Below are 19,795 nucleotides of genomic sequence, written 5' to 3' on the forward strand. Positions count from 1 at the left end.
CCAATGAAAGCTCTGCTCGTCACCCTGTTCGCCCTCTTCAGCACGCTCGCATTCGCGCAGACCGAACGCTTCTATGGCTACGCCTACGATCTCAAGAGCGGCCGCTATCTGTACACCGAGGTACACGAGCAGACCCTCGAGCGAGGTCGCTGGCTGCGCGGCAGCATTCGCTACTACGATGCGAAGAATCAGCTCATGGGCAGCAAGACACTCGATTTCTCGCGCAATCCGTTCGTGCCGGTCTACGGTTTCGAACTGCCGCCACAGGGCTTTTCGGAAGCGATCCTGTCGGTCGACGGCAACCGCGTGCAGATGCGCAAGACCAAGAAGGGCAAGACCGAGAACAAGACCATCGACATCGGCCAGGACACCGCTGCCGATTCGGGCTTCCACAACTATCTGCTCGCGCATTTCGATGACCTCATGCAGCGCAAACCGTTCGCGTTCCGCTTCGTCGTCGCGGGCAATCTCGATGCGTACAGCTTTCGCGCCAAGCGGGTCGAGGACGGCGAGTTCGATGGCCGCACGGCCGCGCGCTTCGTCGTCGAGCCCGATTCGGTGCTGCGCTGGCTCGTCGATCCGCTGCAGCTGAGCTACGACCCCGTTTCTAAGAAGCTGCTGGAATATCGAGGAATCTCGAACGTCCATGATCCGGCCACCGGCAAGGCCTACAATGCCCGCATCGTGTACCCCGCCGAGCCGCCCGCAGATGCGCCCAAGCCGCTGCCTGCGCTGAGCGATTCCGGGGGCTAGGTTTTTTCGGAATCTTCGATGACGCTCCATTCGCTACGCCCGCTGCTGTTGCTTGCCCTGCTCGCCATCGGCGGCGCCCAGGCTCAAGGCAACGAAAAGCCCGACACGCCGACGCTCGACGCCGCGCTCAAGACGGCGGTCGAGCGCAAGTCGCCCGTGCTCGTCGATTTTCACGCGCCCTGGTGCTACTCCTGCTATTTCATGGCCAAGCACGTGCTCGTCGGCCCGAAGTGGGAGGCCGTCGAACGCAAGACCGTGGTCGTCGAGCTCGACGCCGACAGCCCCGAAGGCGCGTACTGGAAGACGCTCTGGGGCGTGAAGGCGCTGCCGAGCTACGTGATCCTCAAGCCCGACGGCGCCGAACTCGGGCGCATCCTCGCCGAGCAGCGCCAGGACGAGTTCTTCGCCCAGGTCGACGAGATCCTCCAGCGCAGCTCCACGCTCGACGACCTCAAGGCGGCTGCGGCCAAGCCCAAGGGCCTCAGGGCGGCGCGCGAAGCGCTGGACACCTACCACGCGCGCTACGACGCGAGCGGCCTGGCCTGGTACGCGAGCTTGCCCGAAGCCCAGCGCAAGGCCTACGACGCCGATGCGGGCGTGCAGCTGCTGCTCGCCCGGCTCGAATTGCTGCGCGCCTCCAAGGCCAATGAGGCGCAGGCCTGCGCCGCGGTCGCGCCGAAAGTGTTCGCGGGCGATCTGGGCTGCGAGCGTCCTTACGAGCTCGGCCGTTGGGATAGTTGCACGGCTTCGGAGCCGGCCGGGCAGCGCAAGCCGGTGCTCGAAAGCCAGCTCGCGCCGATGCAGAAGCTCGTCGACGAGCGCGTGTTCGGCAAGGGCGCGCTGTGCGCCGACCAGCGCAGTGCCGTGCTGGGCCTGAACGACGTCTATGCCGGCCTCGGCCGCAAGGCCGAAGGCGAGGCGGTGCTGCGCAAAGCCGCCGATGCGCTCGCCAGGCAGTCGGCCAAACTCGGCAGCGACCGCAATCTCGCCGACAACTGGCGCGTGTATCTCGAAGTGCTGCACGACGACGCCGGGCTCGACGCGCTGTATCCCAAGCTCATCGCCGCGTATCCGGACGATTACGTCTATGCCTATCGCTACGGTCGCAACCTCGTCGAGCGCGGCGAGCCGGCCAAGGCGCTGCCGTATCTCGAACAGGCCGCCGCCAAGGCCTACGGCCAGAACCGGCTCAACGTGGCGGCCCAGCGCGTCAAGGCGCTCAAGGCGCTCAAGCGCGAGCCCGAGGCCCGGAAAGTCGTCGCCGAGGCGCTCAAGGCCAACGGCCCGTGGTTTCCCGAGGACGCGGCCAAGCTCAAGGCGCTGCTGTAAGCGTTTTTCCCTCTCCCGGACGGAGAAGGCAGGGCAGAGGCTTGCGCATTACCGGCCGCGCCGGTCCAATACGCGCCCCGTCCGTCAAGCCCGATTCGCCGTGACCACCCAGCCTGAAACCACCGCCCGCCTGCTCGTGACCTGCCCCGACAGGCCCGGCATCGTCTCCGCGGTGACGACTTTCCTGTACCACCACGGCGTCAACATCACCGAGCTCGATCAGCACTCGTCCGATCCGAGCGGCGGCAAGTTCTTCCTGCGCCTCGAATTCCAGACGCCCGACCTCGACGTCTCCGGCGAGGCACTCAAGCGCGCCTTCGGCGAAGTGGTGGGCCAGCGCTTCGAGATGGACTGGCGCATCAACTTCGCGGCCGACAAGCCGCGCATGGCGATCCTGGTGTCCAAGCACGACCACGCGCTCATGGAACTGCTCTGGCGCTATGCGCGCGGCGAGCTGCGCGTGGAAATTCCGCTCGTGATCTCGAATCATCCGGATCTGCGCGCCGCCGTCGAAGGCTTCGGCGTGCCGTTCAAGCACATCGCATTCTCGGCCGAGACGCAGCAGGCGGCCGAAGCCGAGATGCTCGCCTCGCTCGAAGGAAAGTGCGATTTCGTCGTGCTCGCGCGCTACATGCGCATTCTCTCGGGCGAGTTCGTGAAGCACTACACGAGCCGCATCGTGAACATCCACCACTCGTTCCTGCCGGCGTTCCCGGGCGGCGATCCCTACCAGCAGGCCTACACGCACGGCGTGAAGCTGATCGGCGCGACCGCGCATTACGTGACGGCCGAACTCGACCAGGGCCCGATCATCGAGCAGGACACCGCGCGCGTGAGCCATCGCCATTCGGTCGACGATCTCAAGCGCCTCGGCCGCGACATGGAGCGCCAGGTACTTGCACGCGCGGTGCGCTGGCACGTCGAGGACCGCATCATCGTCTACGGCAACAAGACGGTGGTGTTCTCGTGAGCCTGCGCGAAAAACTCTTCAGCAATCCCAAGCTGTTCAAGCGCGTGATGTCGCTGTATCCGCCGTTCCTCGGCGCCGGCGTGCGCGTGACGCAGGTGGCCGACGATTTCTCCGAAGTCGTCGTCGAGCTGCGCATGAATCCGTTCAATCGCAATGCCTTCGGTACGCACTTCGGCGGCAGCCTCTACGCGATGACCGATCCGTTCTTCGCACTGATGATGTTCGCGCGGCTCGGCAAGGGTTATCTGGTCTGGGACAAGTCCGCGCAGATCGATTTCGTGCGTCCGGGCACCGGCGTGGTGACGGCCACGTTCAAGCTCAGCGAGGAGCAGTTCGCCGAAGCACGCGAAGCGACTCGGGACGGCGCCAAGTTCGAGCCGGTCTATCAGGTCGAGGTCAAGGACGCCAAGGGCAAGGTCGTCGCGCGTGTGAACAAGACGCTCTACATCCGCCTGCGCAAGGAACAGTAGGGACTTTCGTCGCGCTGGACGCGGCCTGAGGTCGCTCTCAGAATCGGCCCTGCGATCGGGCGCCAGGCCCGGCTAGGGAGAGCCGACGATGAAAATACTCAAAGGCACGCTCGCCGTGCTCGTGCTGCTGATCGGGTATCTGCTGCTGTGGCCCGTGAAGGTCGATCCGGTGGCCTGGACGCCTCCGGCGCCGCCGCCACCGACGCAAGGCGATCGACTGCGCTCGGTGCAGCGCGTCGGCACCGCGCTCGACGGCCCCGAAGGCATCGCCTTCGATGCGCAAGGCCTGCTCTACGCGGGCACCGCGGACGGGCGCCTGCTGCGCATCGACGTCGACAAGGGCGAATGCCAGGTGCTCGACAGCACCGGCGGTCGCCCGCTCGGTCTCGCGGTCGCGGACGACGGCGGTCTGTTCATCGCCGACGCGCGACGCGGCCTGCTCAAGCTCGATGCGGCCGGTAATCTGAGCGTGCTCGCCACCTCGGCAGAAGGCGTCGATTTCGGCTTCACCGACGACGTCGACGTGAGCCGCGACGGCCTCGTCTACTTCACCGATGCGTCGAGCAAGTTCGGCTATGGCAAGCAGCTCGACGACGTCATCGAGCACGGTCGCCACGGCCGCCTGCTGCGCTTCGATCCGGCGAAGAACGAAACCGAAGTGCTGCTGCAGCAATTGCCGTTCGCGAACGGCGTCGCGCTCGGGCCCGACCAGCAATCGCTCGTCGTGGTCGAGATGTCGGAATACCGACTCACGCGCTACTGGATCGCGGGCGACAAGGCTGGCCAGCGCGAAGTATTCGCCGACAACCTGCCGGGCTTCGCGGACAACCTGAGCTTCAACGGCCGCGATCGCTATTGGGTGGCGATCTACGGGCCGCGCGATGCGACGCTCGATTCGCTGCTGCCGAACGCCTTCGCGCGCAAGATCATCGCGCGCCTGCCGAGCTTTCTGCGCCCCAAGCCCAGGCACGAAGCGCATGTGATGGGCTTCGATCTCGACGGCAAGCTCGTCGCCGATTGGATTTACTCGGGCGCCGATGCGTATGCGCCGATCACCAGCGTCGAGGAGCGCGACGGCTGGCTCTACCTCGGCAGCCTCGAGGCGCAGAGCCTGGGCCGCATCAGGCTCGAAGACGCGCTGTCCGGCCAGTCCAAGGCGCCGGAGCCGGCGCTCGCGATCGACTGCTGAAACGGCGCATGAACTTCGACGACTACCGCCGCCACGATGCCACCGCGCTCGCCGAACTCGTCGCGGGCGGGCAGGTCGGCGCCGCCGAACTGCTCGCCACCGCGCAGGCCCGGCTCGAAGCCGTCGAGCCGCGGATCAACGCGGTGCCGATCCGCATGCCCGAGCAGGCGCGGCGTCAGCTCGCGGAGGACCTGTCGGGCCCATTCGCCGGCGTGCCGTTCCTGATCAAGGACATCACCCAGGATTACGCGGGCGTGCCGACGACCATGGGCTCGCGGGCGATGCGCGACTTCAAGCCCGCGCAACATGCCGAAGTCACGCGCCGTTTTCTCGAGGCCGGGCTCATCGTCTTCGGCAAGACCAGCACCCCTGAACTCGCGCTCAAGGGGCGCACCGAGCCGCTGCGGTTCGGGCCGACGCGCAATCCCTGGGACTTGCAGCGCACGCCAGGCGGCTCGTCGGGCGGAGCGGCCGCGGCGGTCGCGGCCGGCATCGTGCCGATGGCCGGAGCCAACGACGGCGGGGGTTCCATTCGCATTCCGGCCGCGTGCTGCGGGCTGTTCGGGCTGCGGCCCTCGCGCGGCCGCGTGCCCTGCGGGCCCGGCGCGGGCGAAATCTGGGAAGGCGCTTCGAGCGACCTCGTGGTGTCGCGCAGCGTGCGTGACAGCGCGCGCCTGCTCGACGCGCTGCAGGGGCCCGACGTCGGCGCGCCGTTTCGCATCGAAGCGCCGCAGGGATCGTACGCACAGAACGCGCAGCAGGAGCCCGGCACGCTGCGCATCGCGGTCTGCACGCGCTCTCCGCTAGGCCTGCCGGTCGATGCGCAGATCGTCGCGGCGATCGAAGACACCGCCAGGCTGCTCGAATCGCTCGGCCACCGGGTCGAACTCGCGGAACCCGAGATCGACGGCATGGGGCTCGCGAAAGCTTATCTGACGCTCTACTTCGGCCAGGTCGCGGCGACGGTCGCCGAGATCAGGGCGCTCACGGGCGCGGGCGACCGCGAATTCGAAGCCGAAACGCGCACGCTCGCCTTGCTCGGCCGCAGCATCGGCGCCGGCGAATACGTGGCGCGCAGGCGCGACTGGAATCTCTACGCGCGCTCGCTCGGCCGCTTCTTCGAAGGCTTCGACCTCTACCTGACGCCGACGCTCGCGAGCCTGCCGCTGCCCATCGGCAGCGATGCCTTGCCGCGCTGGCAGCAGATCGCGCTGATGCCGATCCTGGGCCTCGGTCTCGGCAAGCTCCTGCTTAAGACCGGCGTCGTCGATGAGCTCGCGGTCGAAAGCCTCAGGCACGTGCCGTTCACGCAGCTGGCCAACCTCACCGGCACGCCGGCGATGTCGGTGCCGCTGCACTGGAGCCGCGAGAACCTGCCGATCGGCAGTCAGTTCATCGCGCCGTTCGGGCGTGAGGATCGTCTGCTGCAGCTGGCCGGGCAGCTCGAGCGCGCGAGGCCGTGGTTCGACCGGGTGCCGGCTTGAGCTCGGCGGATCAGTGCGACGCTGTCAGCGTCGACTTGAAGAAACTCCAGGCGATCTCGCCGGCATCGACCTCGAGATTGGTGCCGCCGAGCGTGTAGGCGATCACCGGCCGCACGATCGCCAGCCCCGGCCAGACGTGGCCCGAATTGGCGAATACGTATTGCTCCGAATGCGTGCCGCCGCGGCAGCCGCTGCGCACGCGCTTCTCGACGCTGTCGCTGATCCGGGTCACCGTCGTTTGTCGCGAGCAGCCGGCGCGGTCGGCCCAGAACGCGAAGCTCGCATCGGCCGACAGCAGCGCGGGCTGCGCTTCGCCGCGCTTGACCACGCCTTCGCCTTGTCCGGCGAACGGAATGATCGGGTCCTTGACGCCATTCATCGCGAGCCAGGGCAGGGCGCTCGTCGAGCGGCAGGCGCGCGATTGGGCCACTGGCAGATTCGAAATCGCGCTCGCGCCCGCGCGCAGCAAATCGCCGGCTTCGCAGGCCAGGTGCATGACCATGAAGCCGCCGTTCGAGGCGCCGATCACGAACACCGCGCGCGGATCGCCGCCGTCGTCGAGCACCAGCGACTGCACGACGTCGCGTAGGAACTGCACGTCGTTCGCGGTTGAGGCCTTGTCGCCCGCGATGGTGCTGCCGCGGCCATCGTTCCAGTGCTTGGCGATGCCCTGCGGCGCCGCGAGGATGAAGCCTTCGCGCTGCGCGAGCGTCGGCAGGCTGGTCTGTTGCCAGACATCCTCGGCGGTCTGCGTGCCGCCGTGCAGCAACAGCACGATCGGCAGCTGCTTGCGCGCTCCGGACGGTTTCTGGATCCAGTATTCGCGCTGCAGGCCCCCCGAGACGATCTTGCGCGCCTGCGCGGTCTGCCAGTCGCCCTTGGCCGGCAGGCGTTCGGCCGCGTCGTGGGCCTCGATCATGCGCGGCACGCGGGCGACCAGGCAGCCGCTCAGCAAGGCGGCGCCGACCAGGAACAGCGCGAGCCGGGACAGGCGGCGAATCTCCATCAGCCCGGAAGCCGCAGCGTGACCTTGCCGCCGCCCCAGTCGGAGCGGCCGAGATCGATCTGGCCGTCGTAGGCGACGACGAGATCGTAGACCGCGGCCAGGCCGATGCCCTGGCCCGGAACCTTCATGTCGGCGCGCACGCCGCGTTCGAGCAGTTCCTCGGCGTCTTCGGGAAAGCCCGGGCCGTCGTCGCAGACTTCGATGAACGAGGTACGGCCGGTCACCTGCACGCTGAGCCGGATGCGCCCGTTGCCGTACTTGGCCGCGTTGTCGAGCAGGTTGCCGATCAGCTCGAACAGGTCGCCGCTTTCGGCGCGTACACGCGTGTTCGGATCAACGTCGATGTCGATCTGCACGTTGCGGCTCGCATAGACCTTGGACACCGCGCTCGCGAGCTTCTCGGCGAGCGGGCGGATCAGCACGGGCTCGGCCAGCGTGCGACGCCCGGCCGCCGCGGCCTTGCGCAGCTGGTAGCCGGTGATCTGCTGCATCGACTGCACCTGCTCGCGCAGCGTATGGCGCATCGGATCGGTGATCTGCGGCTCGTCGACGATGCCCTGCACGACCGCGAGCGGGGTCTTGAGACTGTGCGCGAGGTCGCCGAGCGCGTTGCGATAGCGCGTCTGCTGGTTGCGCTCGTTCTGGATCATCGCGTTGAGCCCCTGAGTGAGCGGGCGCAACTCGTCCGGATATTCGGACTGGATTTCGGGCTGATGGCCCATCTCGATGCGGCGCAGCTCGATGATGAGCCGGCGCAGCGGCGACAGGCCCCACTGCAGCGTGAGCACCTGCACGCCGAGCAGGCCGAGGCTGCAGACCGCGAGCCAGGTCCACAGCGCGCGCCGGTACGCGCGCAGCTGGGCGCGGAAGCTCGAGGCGTCCTCGATCACCATCACGGTGTAGCGGCGCGGATCGTCGGACTGGTCGATCCAGCGCAGGCCGAAGCTCATCGCGAAGGCATCGGGATTCTGCAGATGCTCGAAATGCCACTCGTTGACGCCCGGCATGGTCGGCGCGGCCGGAATGTCGCCGAAGGCCACCGAGCGCCAGACCGGGATGCCGCTCTCGTTGTAGAGCACGGCCTGAAGGCTCGAGGCCGAACTCGTGAGCCGCTGGTCGGGCACCTTGGCGGTCGAAATGCTCAGTTCGCCGGCCGGATTCGGCGCGGTGGCGGCGATCAGCGAATAGACGATGCTCTCGAGCTTGTCTTCCTGCGCCTGTCTGGCGCTCTCACCGAAGGCGCTTTCGAGCGCCACGCCGGTCAGAACGAAGAACGCGGCCAGCACCAGCGAGGCCGCGAGCAGCAGGCGGGTTCGCAGCGAACGCGGGCGCAGCAGGCCGCGAGCCTCGCGCGGCGACAAGACCCGGCCTCCAAGCCGGGACTTGTGCGCCGGCGAGGCTCGCCGGGATTCCAAGTTAGGAGCTACGCCCACCCAGCCCTCGGGCTCAGGTCTGGGCTTCTACGGTGGCTCCGCGCGGCAGATCCCAGCGGTAGCCGGAGCCGCGCAGCGTCGTGATCGGATTGAGCGTGGCTTCGGGATCGAGCTTGCTGCGCAGGCGACGGATGAAGACTTCGATCACGTTGCTGTCGCGCTCCTCGTCCTCGGCATACAGATGCTCGGCGAGCGTCGCCTTCGAAACGACCTGGCCGGCATGCAGGATCAGGTATTCGAGCACCTTGTACTCGTAGGCGGTCAGGTCGACGCTCTGGCCGTGCACGAACACCGTCTTTGCAGTGGTGTCGACCGCGATCGGGCCGCATTCGAGCATTGGCTGGGCCCAGCCGCCCGAACGGCGCAGCAGGGCACGCACACGGGCCAGCAGTTCCTCGCGATGGAAGGGCTTGACCAGGTAGTCGTCGGCACCCGCTTCAAGGCCTTCGACCTTGGTCTGCCAGCCGTCGCGGGCGGTCAGGATCAGGATCGGGAACTGGCGGCCGGCCTTGCGCGCGCGGCGGATGATCTCCACGCCTGAGATGCCCGGCAGGCCGAGATCGACGATCGCGATATCGACCGGATATTCCTCGGCCATGTACAGGCCGTTCTCACCGTCGCCAGCGACATCGACGGCAAAGCCCTCGTCGGCGAAGTACTGGGAAACCAGGCCGCGCAGGTGCGGATCATCTTCAATGACGAGAGCTCGCATTTATTTCCCTTTCTATCTTTGCAATATCAAATGACCCGGGTCAGCTGCCCGGGACGAAGACCACTCGAACGTCGCCGTTCTTCAATAGTTTGACCCGATATCCATCCGCTCCGCGGTCCACCGACAGCACCCGGCCACCGCCGTTCTGCTGCTGGGCGAGCCGGGCGGCGTCGGAGGGTGAGAGTCGCTCGCGCTGGGCGTCGCCGCCGCCGATCAATCCGTCGGGAGCCAAGCGCCCGTTGCCGAGAGCATCGAGCGGCTGCGCAGCGGCGGTGCAGATTCCGCTCAGGGCGAGGCACAGCACGGCGATGGAGCGTTTCGACGACGTCATGTGCAGATCGCTACGAAAGCCGTCGATTCCGATCTCAGTACCGCGCCGGCCGCACGTCCACATTCACCGCGATCCGGTTGCCCGGGTCGTAGGGCATGGTCGTGTGATACACGTTGCCGTTGTAGCGATAGGTGATGTCGTAGCCTTCGACGCGATCCTCGAAGCGACGATCGTCGACGGTCTGGCAACGGGTTTCGTAACCGGTACGCACGGCCGCCGGGCGGCGATATTCGCCCGCATGGCTGCCCAGGCCGGCGCCGACCACGGCGCCGATGCCAGTGGCGACGGCACGGCCGCTGCCGCCACCGAACTGATGGCCGGCGACGCCGCCGATGATGCCGCCGAGAATCGCACCGGCCGCATTGTTGCCGGCCACCGGGGCCGGCTCGCGATACGTCACCTGCTCGTCCCAGCATTGCTGGCGCGGCTCGTTCACGGCGACCTGGCGGATGATGGGACGCGAGCTGATCACCTGCGCGAAATCGGTGCTGCTCGAATATGCGCCGCTGTATTCGTTGCCGTACTGGGCGCCGTAGGCGCGGTCCTCGTAGCCGTAATAGCGATCGTCGTAGCGGTCGCGGTTGCCCGCAGCGGCGGGCAGGGAGACGAGGGTAGCGGCGAGCGCCGCAGCGATCGTCAGGAATGGGGTGGGGGACGAAACGATACGGGAAGGCCTCGGGTCACGCATGTCTGCTCTCCTGTGAGCATCCGGCTGCCGCAAAGACGGCAAGCTTGCCGCGACTCTAGGCCGTTCAGCTTAATTAGGCCTTAACTTTTTTGTAGCGTTTTCTAAACCTTAGCGGCGACTCAAACGATCGGTCAGCGCCCATTGGCTGTCGAGGTCGCGAAGCGCTTGAGGTTGTTCGGAGAGAAGTAGCCGGCATTGGCCCACCAGTCGTATTCGATGGTCTTTTTTTCCTCGTTGGTCAGGTTGATGACCACGTAGCGCCGTGACTGCAGGTCGTAATGCACCTGCACGCCGTTGACCACCACCGGCACGTTGGCGAAGTTGATCGCGTGCGATTCGGCGGTGCGCCAGAACTGGTTGCGCTCGTCGTAGATGTCCTGCGCGAGCACGATCCAGCTGTCCTCATCGAGGTAGAACACGCGCCGCTTGTAGCGATGGCTGGTGCCGGCCCTGACGTTGGCCTCGATCACCCAGACGCGATGCAGCTCGTAGCGCGCGAGATCCTGGTTGATGTGGCCGGCCTTGATGAGGTCCTTGTATTTGATCTTGTCGCTGTACAGGCGATAGCTGTTGTACGGGACGAGCATCTCCTGCTTGCCGATCAGCTTGATCGTGTAGCGATCGAGCGGACCGTTGAACATGTCGACCTGATCGTGCGTCATCAGCCCGTCCTGCAGCGGGTTGTCGTAGCCCACTTCACCGATGCGCCGCGAACGCCCCTGGCCCTGGTTGTAGACCCAGACGCCGGTGATTTCCTTGATGCGATCGAGCGGCACGTGCAGCAAGGTGGCCTCGCCGGCCTTGCTCGCCGGGGCGACGGTCTTGGTGAACAGGTAGAGGTTCTGGTTGCCGAGCTTCTCGGGCGTGCCCTTGGGATCGTTGTAGGCGTAGGCGAGTTCGAGATAGCTGCGCTCGATCACGTAGTCGCCGCTCGGGGCGGTGATGGCCGAATTGACGTAGCCGCGAAAGCCGCGCGTGTTGTAGCGCATGATGTGATTCCACATCACCTCGGTGCCGTTCTTCGGAATCGGGAACGGGTAGCCGGCCGCCGCGCAGCAGAAACCATAGCCGCTGTCGCTCAGTTCGACCGCCGTCGCGTTCTTCTTCGTCGCCTCGTAGAACCAGGCCGGGTACGAGGCGTTCCGATGCGTTGGATACACCGGCATCTTGTAGTCGTCGAAGGTCTTGAACAGCTGGCGGTGACCCTCGCTGAGCAGGCTTTCGTACTGCGACAGATTCGCCCGCGTGATCGTGTAGAGCGGCTTCTCGTTCGCGTACGGGTCGTCGCCGCGATGCATCTGCGCCTGTTCGAGCGGCTTCCACGCCGGAATGCTGCCGGCCGCGTTGCCCGCGGCTTCGGCGCCGATCGGCGTGAGCGTGCCGCCGAGCTGGGCGGCCTCTTCGGGCGAGACCTTGGCGGCCGCAGCGCCGCAGCAGAGCGCGGCGCCCGCGACCGTCGTCAGCAGCGGCAACCGCCATGCGCCTGTCATTACGTCCATCGCATCTCCTCGGCCCCGCTCTCGGGCGGACTGTCGTCGAGGCTGCGCTTCAAGACCCGAGGCTGGCCTGAACGGCCGGCCAATCGATGGCCAGCGGGCGACGAGGGGCGCTCGGCGAGCCTTCGATGCGCTCGCGCAGGCGGGCGATGCGTTCCGGCGTGGTCGGATGGCTGGACAGCCAGGCCGGCGGCGCCTTGCCCTTGGCTTCGGCGTCGAGCTTGGCGAACAGCCGCAGCATGCCGTCCGGATCGATGCCGGCCTTGGCGAGGCGCTGCAGGCCGAGTTCGTCGGCTTCGCGTTCGCTGTCGCGCGAAAAGCTCAGGCTGCCGAGCTGGCCGGCCGCGTTTCCGGCGATGCCCAAATCGCCGATCACGGCTGCGACGGCGAGTCGCAGGCCGGCTTCGCGCAGCATCGCGCGCAGGCTGTGACGCTGCTCGACGTGCTCGATCTCGTGCGCGATCACGCCGGCGAGCTCGTCCGCGCTGTCGGCCGCGAGCATCAGGCCGCTGTGCACGACGATGATGCCGCCCGGAATCGCGAAGGCGTTGAGCGTGGGATCGTTGACGACATACCAGCGGTACGGATACGCCGAGCCTTCGGCCAGGCGCGTGCCGATGGCTTCGAGCGCCGCATTCGCGGGCGTGCCGGTGACGATTTTGAAGTCCGCTTTCTGCCGCTCGAAGAACCAGTCGCCGAGCTTCACTTCCTGCGCCAGCGGAACGAAGCCCGCGAGCCAGCCGCTGAGCGGGCGCGCGGCCAGGAACAGCGAAATCAGCAACAGCAGCGGCAGCGCGAGCCAAAGCGCGATCGCAGAGAGTCCGAGCCCGCGCCGCATCGAGCCGCGCCGCCGGCTCGCGACCAGCGCTGCGACGGCCTCGCGCAGCCCGGCCGGCGGTTCGCGTTCGAGCACGGCGATCGCGGCTGCATCGTCGAACAGCAGCGCCCAGTGCCGCTCGCCCTCGCTCCAGCTCAGCTGCCAGTGCTTGCCATCGAAACCGGCATAGCGCAGCTGCAGCTGGCTGTTGGTCGGTGCGAGGTGGCGGCCGTCCTCGGTGGTGATGCGCAGGCCGATGTCGTCCATCGCCGCAACGACCGCGCTGCCCGCGGCCGGCTGTTCGGGGCCGAACAGCCGGCCCGGGATCGAAAGCAGCACCGGATGAACTACTCGTCGTCGCCGAGCAGACCACCGAGCAGCCCGCCGCCGACCACGCCGGCGCCGAGCATGGAGCCCTCGTCGCGGCTGCGCCCACCCATCGCCGGGGCCGCCATGACGATGCGATTGGCCATGCGCGAAAGCGGCAGCGACTGCAGCCAGACCGTGCCGGGGCCCTGCAGCACCGCGTAGAACAGGCCTTCGCCCGAGAACAGGGCGGACTTGAGCTTGCCGACGTACTGGATGTCGTAGCTGACCGTCTGCGTCAGCGCGACGATGCAGCCGGTGTCCACGCGCAGGGTTTCGCCGGGAAGCAGGTCGCGCTTGTAGAGCGTGCCGCCGGCGTGCACGAAGGCCAGGCCGTCGCCGTCGAGCCGCTGCATGATGAAGCCTTCGCCGCCGAACAGGCCGACGCCGAGCTTGCGCTGGAAGGCGATGCCGAGCGACACGCCCTTGGCGGCGCACAGGAAGGCGTCCTTCTGGCAGATCAGCGTGCCGCCGACCTCGGGCAGCAGCACCGGGACGATGGTGCCCGGGTAGGGTGCGGCGAACGACACCTTGCGCTTGCCCTGGCCCTGGTTCGAGAACACGGTCGTGAACAGGCTTTCGCCCGTGACGAGCCGCTTGCCGGCGCCGGCGAGCTTGCCCCAGAAGCTCTTCTCCTGCACCGAGCCGTCGCCGAACACCGTGTCCATGACGATGCCGTCTTCCATGAACATCATCGCCCCGGCTTCGCCGACCGCGGCTTCGCCCGGGTCGAGCTCCACTTCGACGAACTGCATGTCGTGGCCGTAGATCTTGTAGTCGATGATGTCCATCGCCATCGGTGTTTCTCCGTTCTGGAACCGCGTCTTGACTGGGTTTGCGCTCAGAGCAGCCTGGCGAGCTTCTGCAGCGCTTCGGGCCGCGCGTAGGCCCTGAACAGCGTACGCGCGAGCACCGTGGTGGTTTGATGCACTTCGTCGGGCGTTTGGTTGCGTAGCGCCAGGATGGCGGCTTCCAGCAGCGAGATCATCGCGCGCGACATCGGTTCCAGGGCGTCGCCGAGATCGAAACTGCCCTGGCTCGCCCCCAGGGCGAGCACCTCGCGCACCGAGGCCTGGGCGCGGGCCTCGAACGCGCGCTGGGCTTCGGTCAGGCGGGCGGTTTCGGGGGTGGACGGCACCAGCCAGTAGCCGGCGACTCCGTTTTCGACACGCGGATCACGCAGCATGCGTTCGAAACCCTGGAACAGCGTGATCACGCCGAGCATGGCGTCCTGCTGCGCCTGCATCGGGCTGATCACGTGCTCTTCGAAGATCGCATGCAGCCGGTGCAGGCAGACCAGGAACAAATCTTCCTTGCCTTCGAAATGCCAGTACATCGCGCCCTTGGAGAGCTTGGAGGCCGCAGCGATATCGCCGATCGACACGCCTTCGTAGCCGTGACGGCCGAACAGTTCGAAGGCACGATCCTGGATGGTCTTGAGCGTGTCGAACTGCGCGTGAGCGGGCTTGCGCGGCATCGGTCAGTACGGGGAGGGGCGATAAGAGCAGGGCAGCGATTATGCCAGCTGGCCGTCGACGGCCGACGACGCCGAAGGTTTTCGCGTGCGCTTAACCCCATTTCGCGCGGCCTTCCGTTTACAGCATCGAGTCCATGCCCCGGAGTTTTCCATGCTGCCACGATCCCTGTTGTCGGCCGGCGTCGCCGCCCTGGCGGTGCTCGCCGCCTGCTCGAGCCCTTCGCAGAAGCCCGAAGCGGCCGAGCCGCCGCCGGCTCCACCGCCGCCTGCCGCGATGTCGGCGCCGTCGCCTGCCGCCGACGCGGCGGCCGCCCAGGCGATGAGCGAACGTCGCTTCGCCGCCGAGTCGATGGCCAGAAGCGCGCGCATGATGGCGGTGATGCCGCCGTCCCATTCCGCGCCGATGCCGCCGCCCGAGGCACGCGAGCGCTACGAAAAGCTGGCCGCAAACCCGGTGCAGCGCGTCGCCGAAAACCCGGTCTCGACCCTCAGCGTCGACGTCGACACCGGCAGCTACGCCAACGTGCGCCGCTTTCTGCGCGAGGGCCAGCTGCCGCCGAAGGACGCGGTGCGCGCCGAGGAACTCATCAACTATCTCGACTATGGCTACGAGGCTCCGCACGATCGCGACACGCCGTTCGGACTGATCACCGAAATCGGCCCGACGCCATGGAACCCGAGGACGCGCCTGCTGCACGTCGGCATCCAGGGCTGGGTTCCGCCCGGCGAGCGTCCGGCGTCGAACCTCGTATTCCTCGTCGACACCTCGGGCTCGATGCAGAGCGCCGACAAGCTGCCGCTCGTGATCGCCTCGCTCAAGCTGCTGACCGGCAAGCTGCGCGCGCAGGATCGCGTGAGCCTGGTGACGTATTCGGGGCAGACGCAGGTGGTGCTCGAACCCACGCCGGGCGATCGGCGCGACACCATCGTCGCGGCGCTCGAACGCCTGCAGCCCGGCGGCGGAACCAACGGCGGTGCGGGTCTGGAACTCGCGTATTCGATGGCGCGCCAGGGCTACATCAAGAACGGCGTCAATCGCGTGCTCGTCGCCACCGACGGTGATTTCAACCTCGGCGTGACGAGCTTCGATGCGCTGCTGCAGCGTGTCGAGCAGCAGCGCAGGAGCGGTGTCGCACTGACCACGCTCGGCTTCGGCACCGGCAACTACAACGAGCAATTGATGGAGCGTCTCGCCGATGCGGGCGACGGCAATTACGCCTATATCGATTCGCTGTCCGAGGCTCAGAAAGTGCTCGTGCGCGAAGCCGGCGCCACGCTCACGACGATCGCGCGCGACGTGAAGATACAGCTCGAGTTCAACCCGGCGCAGGTCGCCGAATATCGCCTGATCGGCTACGAGAACCGTCAGCTGCGGCGCGAGGATTTTTCCAACGACCAGATCGATGCGGGCGACATCGGCGCGGGTCATCGCGTCACCGCGCTCTACGAGATCGCACTCGCAGGCGAGGGCGGCGAGCGCATCGAGGCCTTGCGTTACGGCGCGGATTCCAGGGCCGCGCCAAGCAAGAGCGGCGAACTCGCGTATCTGCGCCTGCGCTACAAGCGCCCGCAAGATGGCCAGCAGGCGCAGAGTCGTCTGATCGAGCGCGCGCTGACGCGCCATGACATCGCCAGTTCGCTGGCGTCGACGAGCCCGGCGTTCCGGCTGTCGGCCGCGGTCGCGGGCTTCGGCCAGTTGCTGCGTGGCTCCGAGTACCTGCAGGGCTTCGACTACACTGCGGTCGAGAAGCTGGCCCTTGATGCGCGCGGCGCGGACGAGAACGGCGAAGTCGGCGAATTCATGCAGCTCGTGCAGCTCGCCGACAGCCTGACGCCGCGCCAGAGCGCGCGCGCCGATCTGCCTGGAGAGTGAGCGCTGCCTGAAATCGCTGCCGCCGACGATGACGACGAGCCTGCATCAGCCGAAGCCGATGCGCGCTCGCGTGCCATCGATTCCGGTCCGACGGACGAAGCGCTGATGCTGCGTTATCGCCAGGGTGACGTGGCGGCGTTTCGGCTGCTCTACGGCCGGCATCGCGGCGGCGTCTATCGCTACCTGCTGCGCGGCTGCGGGCACGAGGACCAGGCTTCGGAACTGTTCCAGGATGTCTGGGCCAATGTCGTGCGCTCGCGCGAGCGCTACGAAGCCAGGGCGCGCTTCACGACCTGGCTCTACACACTCGCGCATCATCGGCTCGTCGATCATGTGCGGGCACGCAAGCCCGCGACCGAAGCACTCGACGACGACACGCCGATCGCTGCGCCATCGCAGCAGCAGCCCGAGGCGCAGGCCGAAGCCGCGTCGCAGCGCGCGCGTTTGCTGCACGAGCTGTCGCGCCTGCCGATCGAGCAGCGGCAGGCGTTCCTGATGAAGGAGGAAGGTGGACTGAGCCTGGAAGAAATCGCCCAGGCGACGGGAGTGGGACGTGAAACCGTGAAGAGCCGATTGCGTTATGCATTGGCACGATTGCGCGAGGCGCTGACCGATGTCCTCTGATCCGCAACTGCCGAGCGACGACGAGATCGAGGCCTACCTGCGCGGCGACGATGCGCTGTCGAAGGCCTACCGTGCAGCGCGGCACGAGCAGCCTTCGCAAGAAATCGACGAGGCGGTGCTCGCATTCGCGCAGCAGGCCGTGCGTCCGCGTCGCAGCCTGCGACGTCGCTGGCAGGCGCCGATGGCGCTCGCCGCTGCGCTCGTGCTCGGCTTGGGGCTCGTGCTCGATCTCTGGCGTGAGCCCGAGGTGCGAGCGCCGGCGCCAGCCCGGCCTGCGGCGATGCGGGTTCCCGAATCCGTGGACGAACGCGCGGTCGACGCTGAATCCGCTGCTGCGCAGGCTACGCAGGCGCGGGAGAAGCTTGAGCGAGAGCTGCATCAGCGCGCTGCGCAGCGTGCGTATCAGGAGCAAACGCAGCGCGAGGCCCGGCGAGCGGAGGCGGCCATCGAGCGTGATCAGCAGCGCTTGCGAATGGCAGGTGAAGCAGCGAAGCGCAGCGCGATACAGGACGCTACTCCGCCGCCGCCGCCGCCGCCGCCGTCAGCGTCCATGCCGTCGCCACCTGCGGCTGCTTTCGCATCGGCTCCGCCCTCGATCGCCTCGGCTGAGGCTCCACGACCGGCGGCGCGTATGAAGGCGGCCGAGCCAAGCGGGAGTCCGGGCTTCTCGAACTCCGCAGCCTCCAAGCAGTCGCAGGCCGATGCGTGGGGCGAGCCCTTGTTCAATGGCATCAAGGTCGGGCGCGATTCACGTGGCGCAGTGCATGCGATCTATGGAACGCCCTTGCATGAAGAGCCGGCCGATTCCGACGCTGCGACACCTTACTGGTACGGATTGGCGTTCGACGTCTACCAGTCCCAGGGCTCACCAACGCCGAACAGCATCGAGTTCTATTACGACGAGAACTGGAAGCTCGTCGGCATTCGTCGCAGCTGGAACCCACCGCGCGAGCTCAGCGATCTGATCGTCACCAACAACCATTGGCAGCTCAGCGAGGCCAGAGTGCAAGGCACGCCGCCGTGCGGAGCGCCGCCATCGCTACCGCCAGCCGATGGCGGCGAACTGGAATACTGGGTATTTCCGAGGCAGGGCGCTTACATCGTGGTGAAGGATCGCGCTGAGGGGAGCGAGGTGTTCTACATCGCAAACTGCCCGGGGTGACGCGATGCGTCGCCCCGGGCAGCGGGTGCTCCGATACTGCGGTGTGCTATCCGCCGAGCTTGCGCAGCTCGCGGCGCAGTTCGTAGTCGTTCGAGGTCACGCACTCTTCCATGTTGCTGAGGCGCTGTTCGAGGCGGGTGAAACGCGCCTTGATGTCGCCCGAACTCGGCGACGCATAACGGCTGCTGCGCGATTCGTAGCGGCTGCTGGAGCCCGCGTAAGGCTCGTGCGAGCTGTCGTCACCGCTTGGCGCCGGCCCCTTGTCCTCTTCCATCACGTACCAGAGCACGCCGTAGACGAGCAGGATCGGAAAGCCGCCGCCGAAGATCAGCGTGAGCACGGCGAGCGCGCGGATCAGCCGAACGTTCCAGTCGAGATACGAGGCGATGCCGGCGCATACGCCGCCGATGTAGCCATCGGCCGGATAGCGGCGGAAGTTGGACATGCGTGACGAAAACTTAGCCATGATGACGATTTCTCCAGTTGGGAGCTTCCGCATCGAGGATTTTCTCGAGTGCCTCGATGCGCTGCTCCATGCGTTCGGCGATGCGCAGCAGGTCGGCGTTGGCGACCTGCGCGGTTTCACTTTGCTGATTCTTGCGGCGCGATCTGCGGTCGATGAACCACAGCACCATGCCGGGCAGGATCACGAACAGACAGATGATGGCAAGCAAATCTTCCACGTAAGGATTCCCCCTGACTCCCTGATGTGACGAAACCGTGAGCGCGCGCTACGGCTTGGGTTCGTCCGACGCGGCGGAAGACTTGCCGAGCTTGGCGCGCAGCTTGGTCAGCTCGTCCTCGACCTTGTCGCTGGCGGCGAGCTGCGCGAACTCGTCGGACAGCGAGCGCGTGCCGAGATCATAGGCTTCGAGCTCCGCTTCCATGCGATCGATCTTGCCTTCGTAGGCGTCCATCTTCGCCATCGCGTCCTGCATCTTGCCGTCGTTGATCGTCGACTTCACGCGCAAGCGCGAGTTGATCGACTGCGACCGCAGCACGATGCTCTTCTGGCGTGCCCGCGCATCGGCGAGCTTGGCCTTGAGCTTGCCGGTGTCTTCGTCGAGCTTGCCGATCTCTTCCTCGACGTGGGCGAGCTCCTTGTCGTAGAGCGCGAACTGTTCGATCGCGCGGTTCTTGGCGGCGAGCGCTCCGCGTGCGAGGTCCTCGCGGTCCTTGGTCAGCGCGAGCTCGGCCTTGCCGGCCCAGTCGTCGGCCTCGATCTGCAATTGCGTGAGCAGGCGCTGCAGTTCCTTCTTGCGCGCGATCGTGCGCACCGAGGTCGAACGCACTTCGACGAGGGTGTCTTCCATTTCCTGGATGATCAGGCGGACCAGCTTCGAAGGGTCCTCCGCCTTGTCGAGCATGGCGTGGATGTTGGAATTGATGACGTCGGAAAGGCGCGAAAAGATGCCCATGGTTCTAAGCTCCGGGGTGCTTCAAGGATGATACGGATTCGTTTGGCCCTTTCCGTATTGCCAAGCCTGTGCCAATTTCGAACTCCGGATTAAGAAATTGAATTTATTAGGTTTATCCCGAAGAGGGATAGGGGATCGGATTCTGGGATGCGCCAGAATTCCCACGTCGTGGTAGAACGCGCCATCTGTTGGGCATA

21 protein-coding genes are annotated in these 19,795 nt (G+C 66.6%); 9 read left to right on the forward strand and 12 right to left on the reverse strand.

The window, feature by feature from the left end:
• Positions 1–3 precede the first annotated feature (3 nt).
• From AC3WUM_RS18090 to AC3WUM_RS18115, 6 genes are all read left to right on the forward strand, one after another.
• On the forward strand, positions 4–753 hold the full coding sequence (locus AC3WUM_RS18090; RefSeq protein ID WP_492411946.1) for a hypothetical protein: 750 nt from the start codon (positions 4–6) through the stop codon (positions 751–753).
• Positions 754–771: 18 nt separating this feature from the next.
• On the forward strand, positions 772–2,082 hold the full coding sequence (locus tag AC3WUM_RS18095) for a thioredoxin family protein (protein ID WP_492411947.1): 1,311 nt from the start codon (positions 772–774) through the stop codon (positions 2,080–2,082).
• Positions 2,083–2,182: 100 nt separating this feature from the next.
• Positions 2,183–3,052, forward strand: a complete 870-nt coding sequence (purU, locus tag AC3WUM_RS18100) for a formyltetrahydrofolate deformylase (protein ID WP_492411948.1) — start codon at positions 2,183–2,185, stop codon at positions 3,050–3,052.
• Positions 3,049–3,522: a DUF4442 domain-containing protein gene (locus AC3WUM_RS18105; RefSeq protein WP_492411949.1), complete on the forward strand. Its 474-nt coding sequence runs from the start codon at positions 3,049–3,051 to the stop codon at positions 3,520–3,522. The genes purU and AC3WUM_RS18105 overlap by 4 nt, the downstream gene beginning before the upstream one ends.
• Positions 3,523–3,610: 88 nt before the next feature.
• Positions 3,611–4,711 (forward strand): SMP-30/gluconolactonase/LRE family protein, encoded by a 1,101-nt coding sequence (locus AC3WUM_RS18110; RefSeq protein ID WP_492411951.1) that lies wholly within the window; start codon positions 3,611–3,613, stop codon positions 4,709–4,711.
• An 8-nt stretch (positions 4,712–4,719) separates the two neighbouring features.
• Entirely contained in the window at positions 4,720–6,195 is a 1,476-nt protein-coding gene (locus AC3WUM_RS18115; protein ID WP_492411953.1) for an amidase, read from the forward strand.
• 10 nt (positions 6,196–6,205) lie between these two features.
• Here the strand turns inward: AC3WUM_RS18115 and AC3WUM_RS18120 are convergent, their stop codons facing one another.
• The 9 genes from AC3WUM_RS18120 to AC3WUM_RS18160 form a co-directional block, all read right to left on the reverse strand.
• Entirely contained in the window at positions 6,206–7,201 is a 996-nt protein-coding gene (locus AC3WUM_RS18120; RefSeq protein ID WP_492411954.1) for a CE1 family esterase, read from the reverse strand.
• Positions 7,201–8,562, reverse strand: coding sequence for an ATP-binding protein (locus AC3WUM_RS18125; RefSeq protein ID WP_492411956.1), 1,362 nt, complete (start codon positions 8,560–8,562; stop codon positions 7,201–7,203). The genes AC3WUM_RS18120 and AC3WUM_RS18125 overlap by 1 nt, the downstream gene beginning before the upstream one ends.
• A gap of 85 nt (positions 8,563–8,647) precedes the next feature.
• Positions 8,648–9,346, reverse strand: coding sequence for a response regulator transcription factor (locus tag AC3WUM_RS18130; protein WP_007185804.1), 699 nt, complete (start codon positions 9,344–9,346; stop codon positions 8,648–8,650).
• Between the two features lie 40 nt (positions 9,347–9,386).
• On the reverse strand, positions 9,387–9,677 hold the full coding sequence (locus tag AC3WUM_RS18135) for a hypothetical protein (protein WP_492411957.1): 291 nt from the start codon (positions 9,675–9,677) through the stop codon (positions 9,387–9,389).
• Between the two features lie 34 nt (positions 9,678–9,711).
• Positions 9,712–10,365, reverse strand: coding sequence for a glycine zipper 2TM domain-containing protein (locus tag AC3WUM_RS18140; RefSeq protein ID WP_492411958.1), 654 nt, complete (start codon positions 10,363–10,365; stop codon positions 9,712–9,714).
• 131 nt (positions 10,366–10,496) lie between these two features.
• A complete protein-coding gene (locus AC3WUM_RS18145; RefSeq protein WP_492411959.1) occupies positions 10,497–11,864 on the reverse strand; it encodes a DUF1329 domain-containing protein in 1,368 nt (455 codons plus the stop codon).
• Positions 11,865–11,913: 49 nt separating this feature from the next.
• A complete protein-coding gene (locus AC3WUM_RS18150; RefSeq protein ID WP_492411961.1) occupies positions 11,914–13,017 on the reverse strand; it encodes a M48 family metallopeptidase in 1,104 nt (367 codons plus the stop codon).
• An 8-nt stretch (positions 13,018–13,025) separates the two neighbouring features.
• Complete coding sequence (locus AC3WUM_RS18155; protein ID WP_492411962.1) at positions 13,026–13,841, reverse strand: TIGR00266 family protein; 816 nt, start codon at positions 13,839–13,841, stop codon at positions 13,026–13,028.
• Positions 13,842–13,885: 44 nt separating this feature from the next.
• The gene (locus AC3WUM_RS18160; protein ID WP_492411963.1) at positions 13,886–14,521 is read right to left on the reverse strand and encodes a TetR/AcrR family transcriptional regulator; all 636 of its coding nucleotides are present in this window, start codon (positions 14,519–14,521) and stop codon (positions 13,886–13,888) included.
• 151 nt (positions 14,522–14,672) lie between these two features.
• Between AC3WUM_RS18160 and AC3WUM_RS18165 the strand changes: the two genes are divergently transcribed.
• The 3 genes from AC3WUM_RS18165 to AC3WUM_RS18175 all read left to right on the forward strand — a co-directional run bounded on the left by AC3WUM_RS18165 (position 14,673) and on the right by AC3WUM_RS18175 (position 18,180).
• Positions 14,673–16,394, forward strand: a complete 1,722-nt coding sequence (locus AC3WUM_RS18165) for a vWA domain-containing protein (protein WP_492411964.1) — start codon at positions 14,673–14,675, stop codon at positions 16,392–16,394.
• Between the two features lie 105 nt (positions 16,395–16,499).
• Complete coding sequence (locus AC3WUM_RS18170) at positions 16,500–17,018, forward strand: sigma-70 family RNA polymerase sigma factor (RefSeq protein ID WP_492411966.1); 519 nt, start codon at positions 16,500–16,502, stop codon at positions 17,016–17,018.
• Entirely contained in the window at positions 17,008–18,180 is a 1,173-nt protein-coding gene (locus AC3WUM_RS18175) for a hypothetical protein (protein ID WP_492411967.1), read from the forward strand. Before AC3WUM_RS18170 ends, AC3WUM_RS18175 begins: the two co-directional genes overlap by 11 nt.
• Before the next feature lie 46 nt (positions 18,181–18,226).
• On the opposite strand, the gene AC3WUM_RS18180 is transcribed toward AC3WUM_RS18175, so the two are convergent.
• From AC3WUM_RS18180 to pspA, 3 genes are read right to left on the reverse strand one after another with little or no spacing between them, the layout of a single operon-like run.
• Positions 18,227–18,646 carry a PspC domain-containing protein gene (locus AC3WUM_RS18180; protein WP_492411969.1) on the reverse strand — a complete coding sequence of 140 codons (420 nt, stop codon included), beginning with the start codon at positions 18,644–18,646 and terminating at the stop codon, positions 18,227–18,229.
• Positions 18,639–18,863, reverse strand: a complete 225-nt coding sequence (pspB, locus tag AC3WUM_RS18185) for an envelope stress response membrane protein PspB (RefSeq protein ID WP_492411970.1) — start codon at positions 18,861–18,863, stop codon at positions 18,639–18,641. Before pspB ends, AC3WUM_RS18180 begins: the two co-directional genes overlap by 8 nt.
• 48 nt (positions 18,864–18,911) lie before the next feature.
• Entirely contained in the window at positions 18,912–19,598 is a 687-nt protein-coding gene (gene pspA, locus AC3WUM_RS18190; protein ID WP_492411971.1) for a phage shock protein PspA, read from the reverse strand.
• Positions 19,599–19,795: the final 197 nt, after the last annotated feature.

The organism is Hydrocarboniphaga sp. FW305-C-57, from assembly GCF_058783045.1.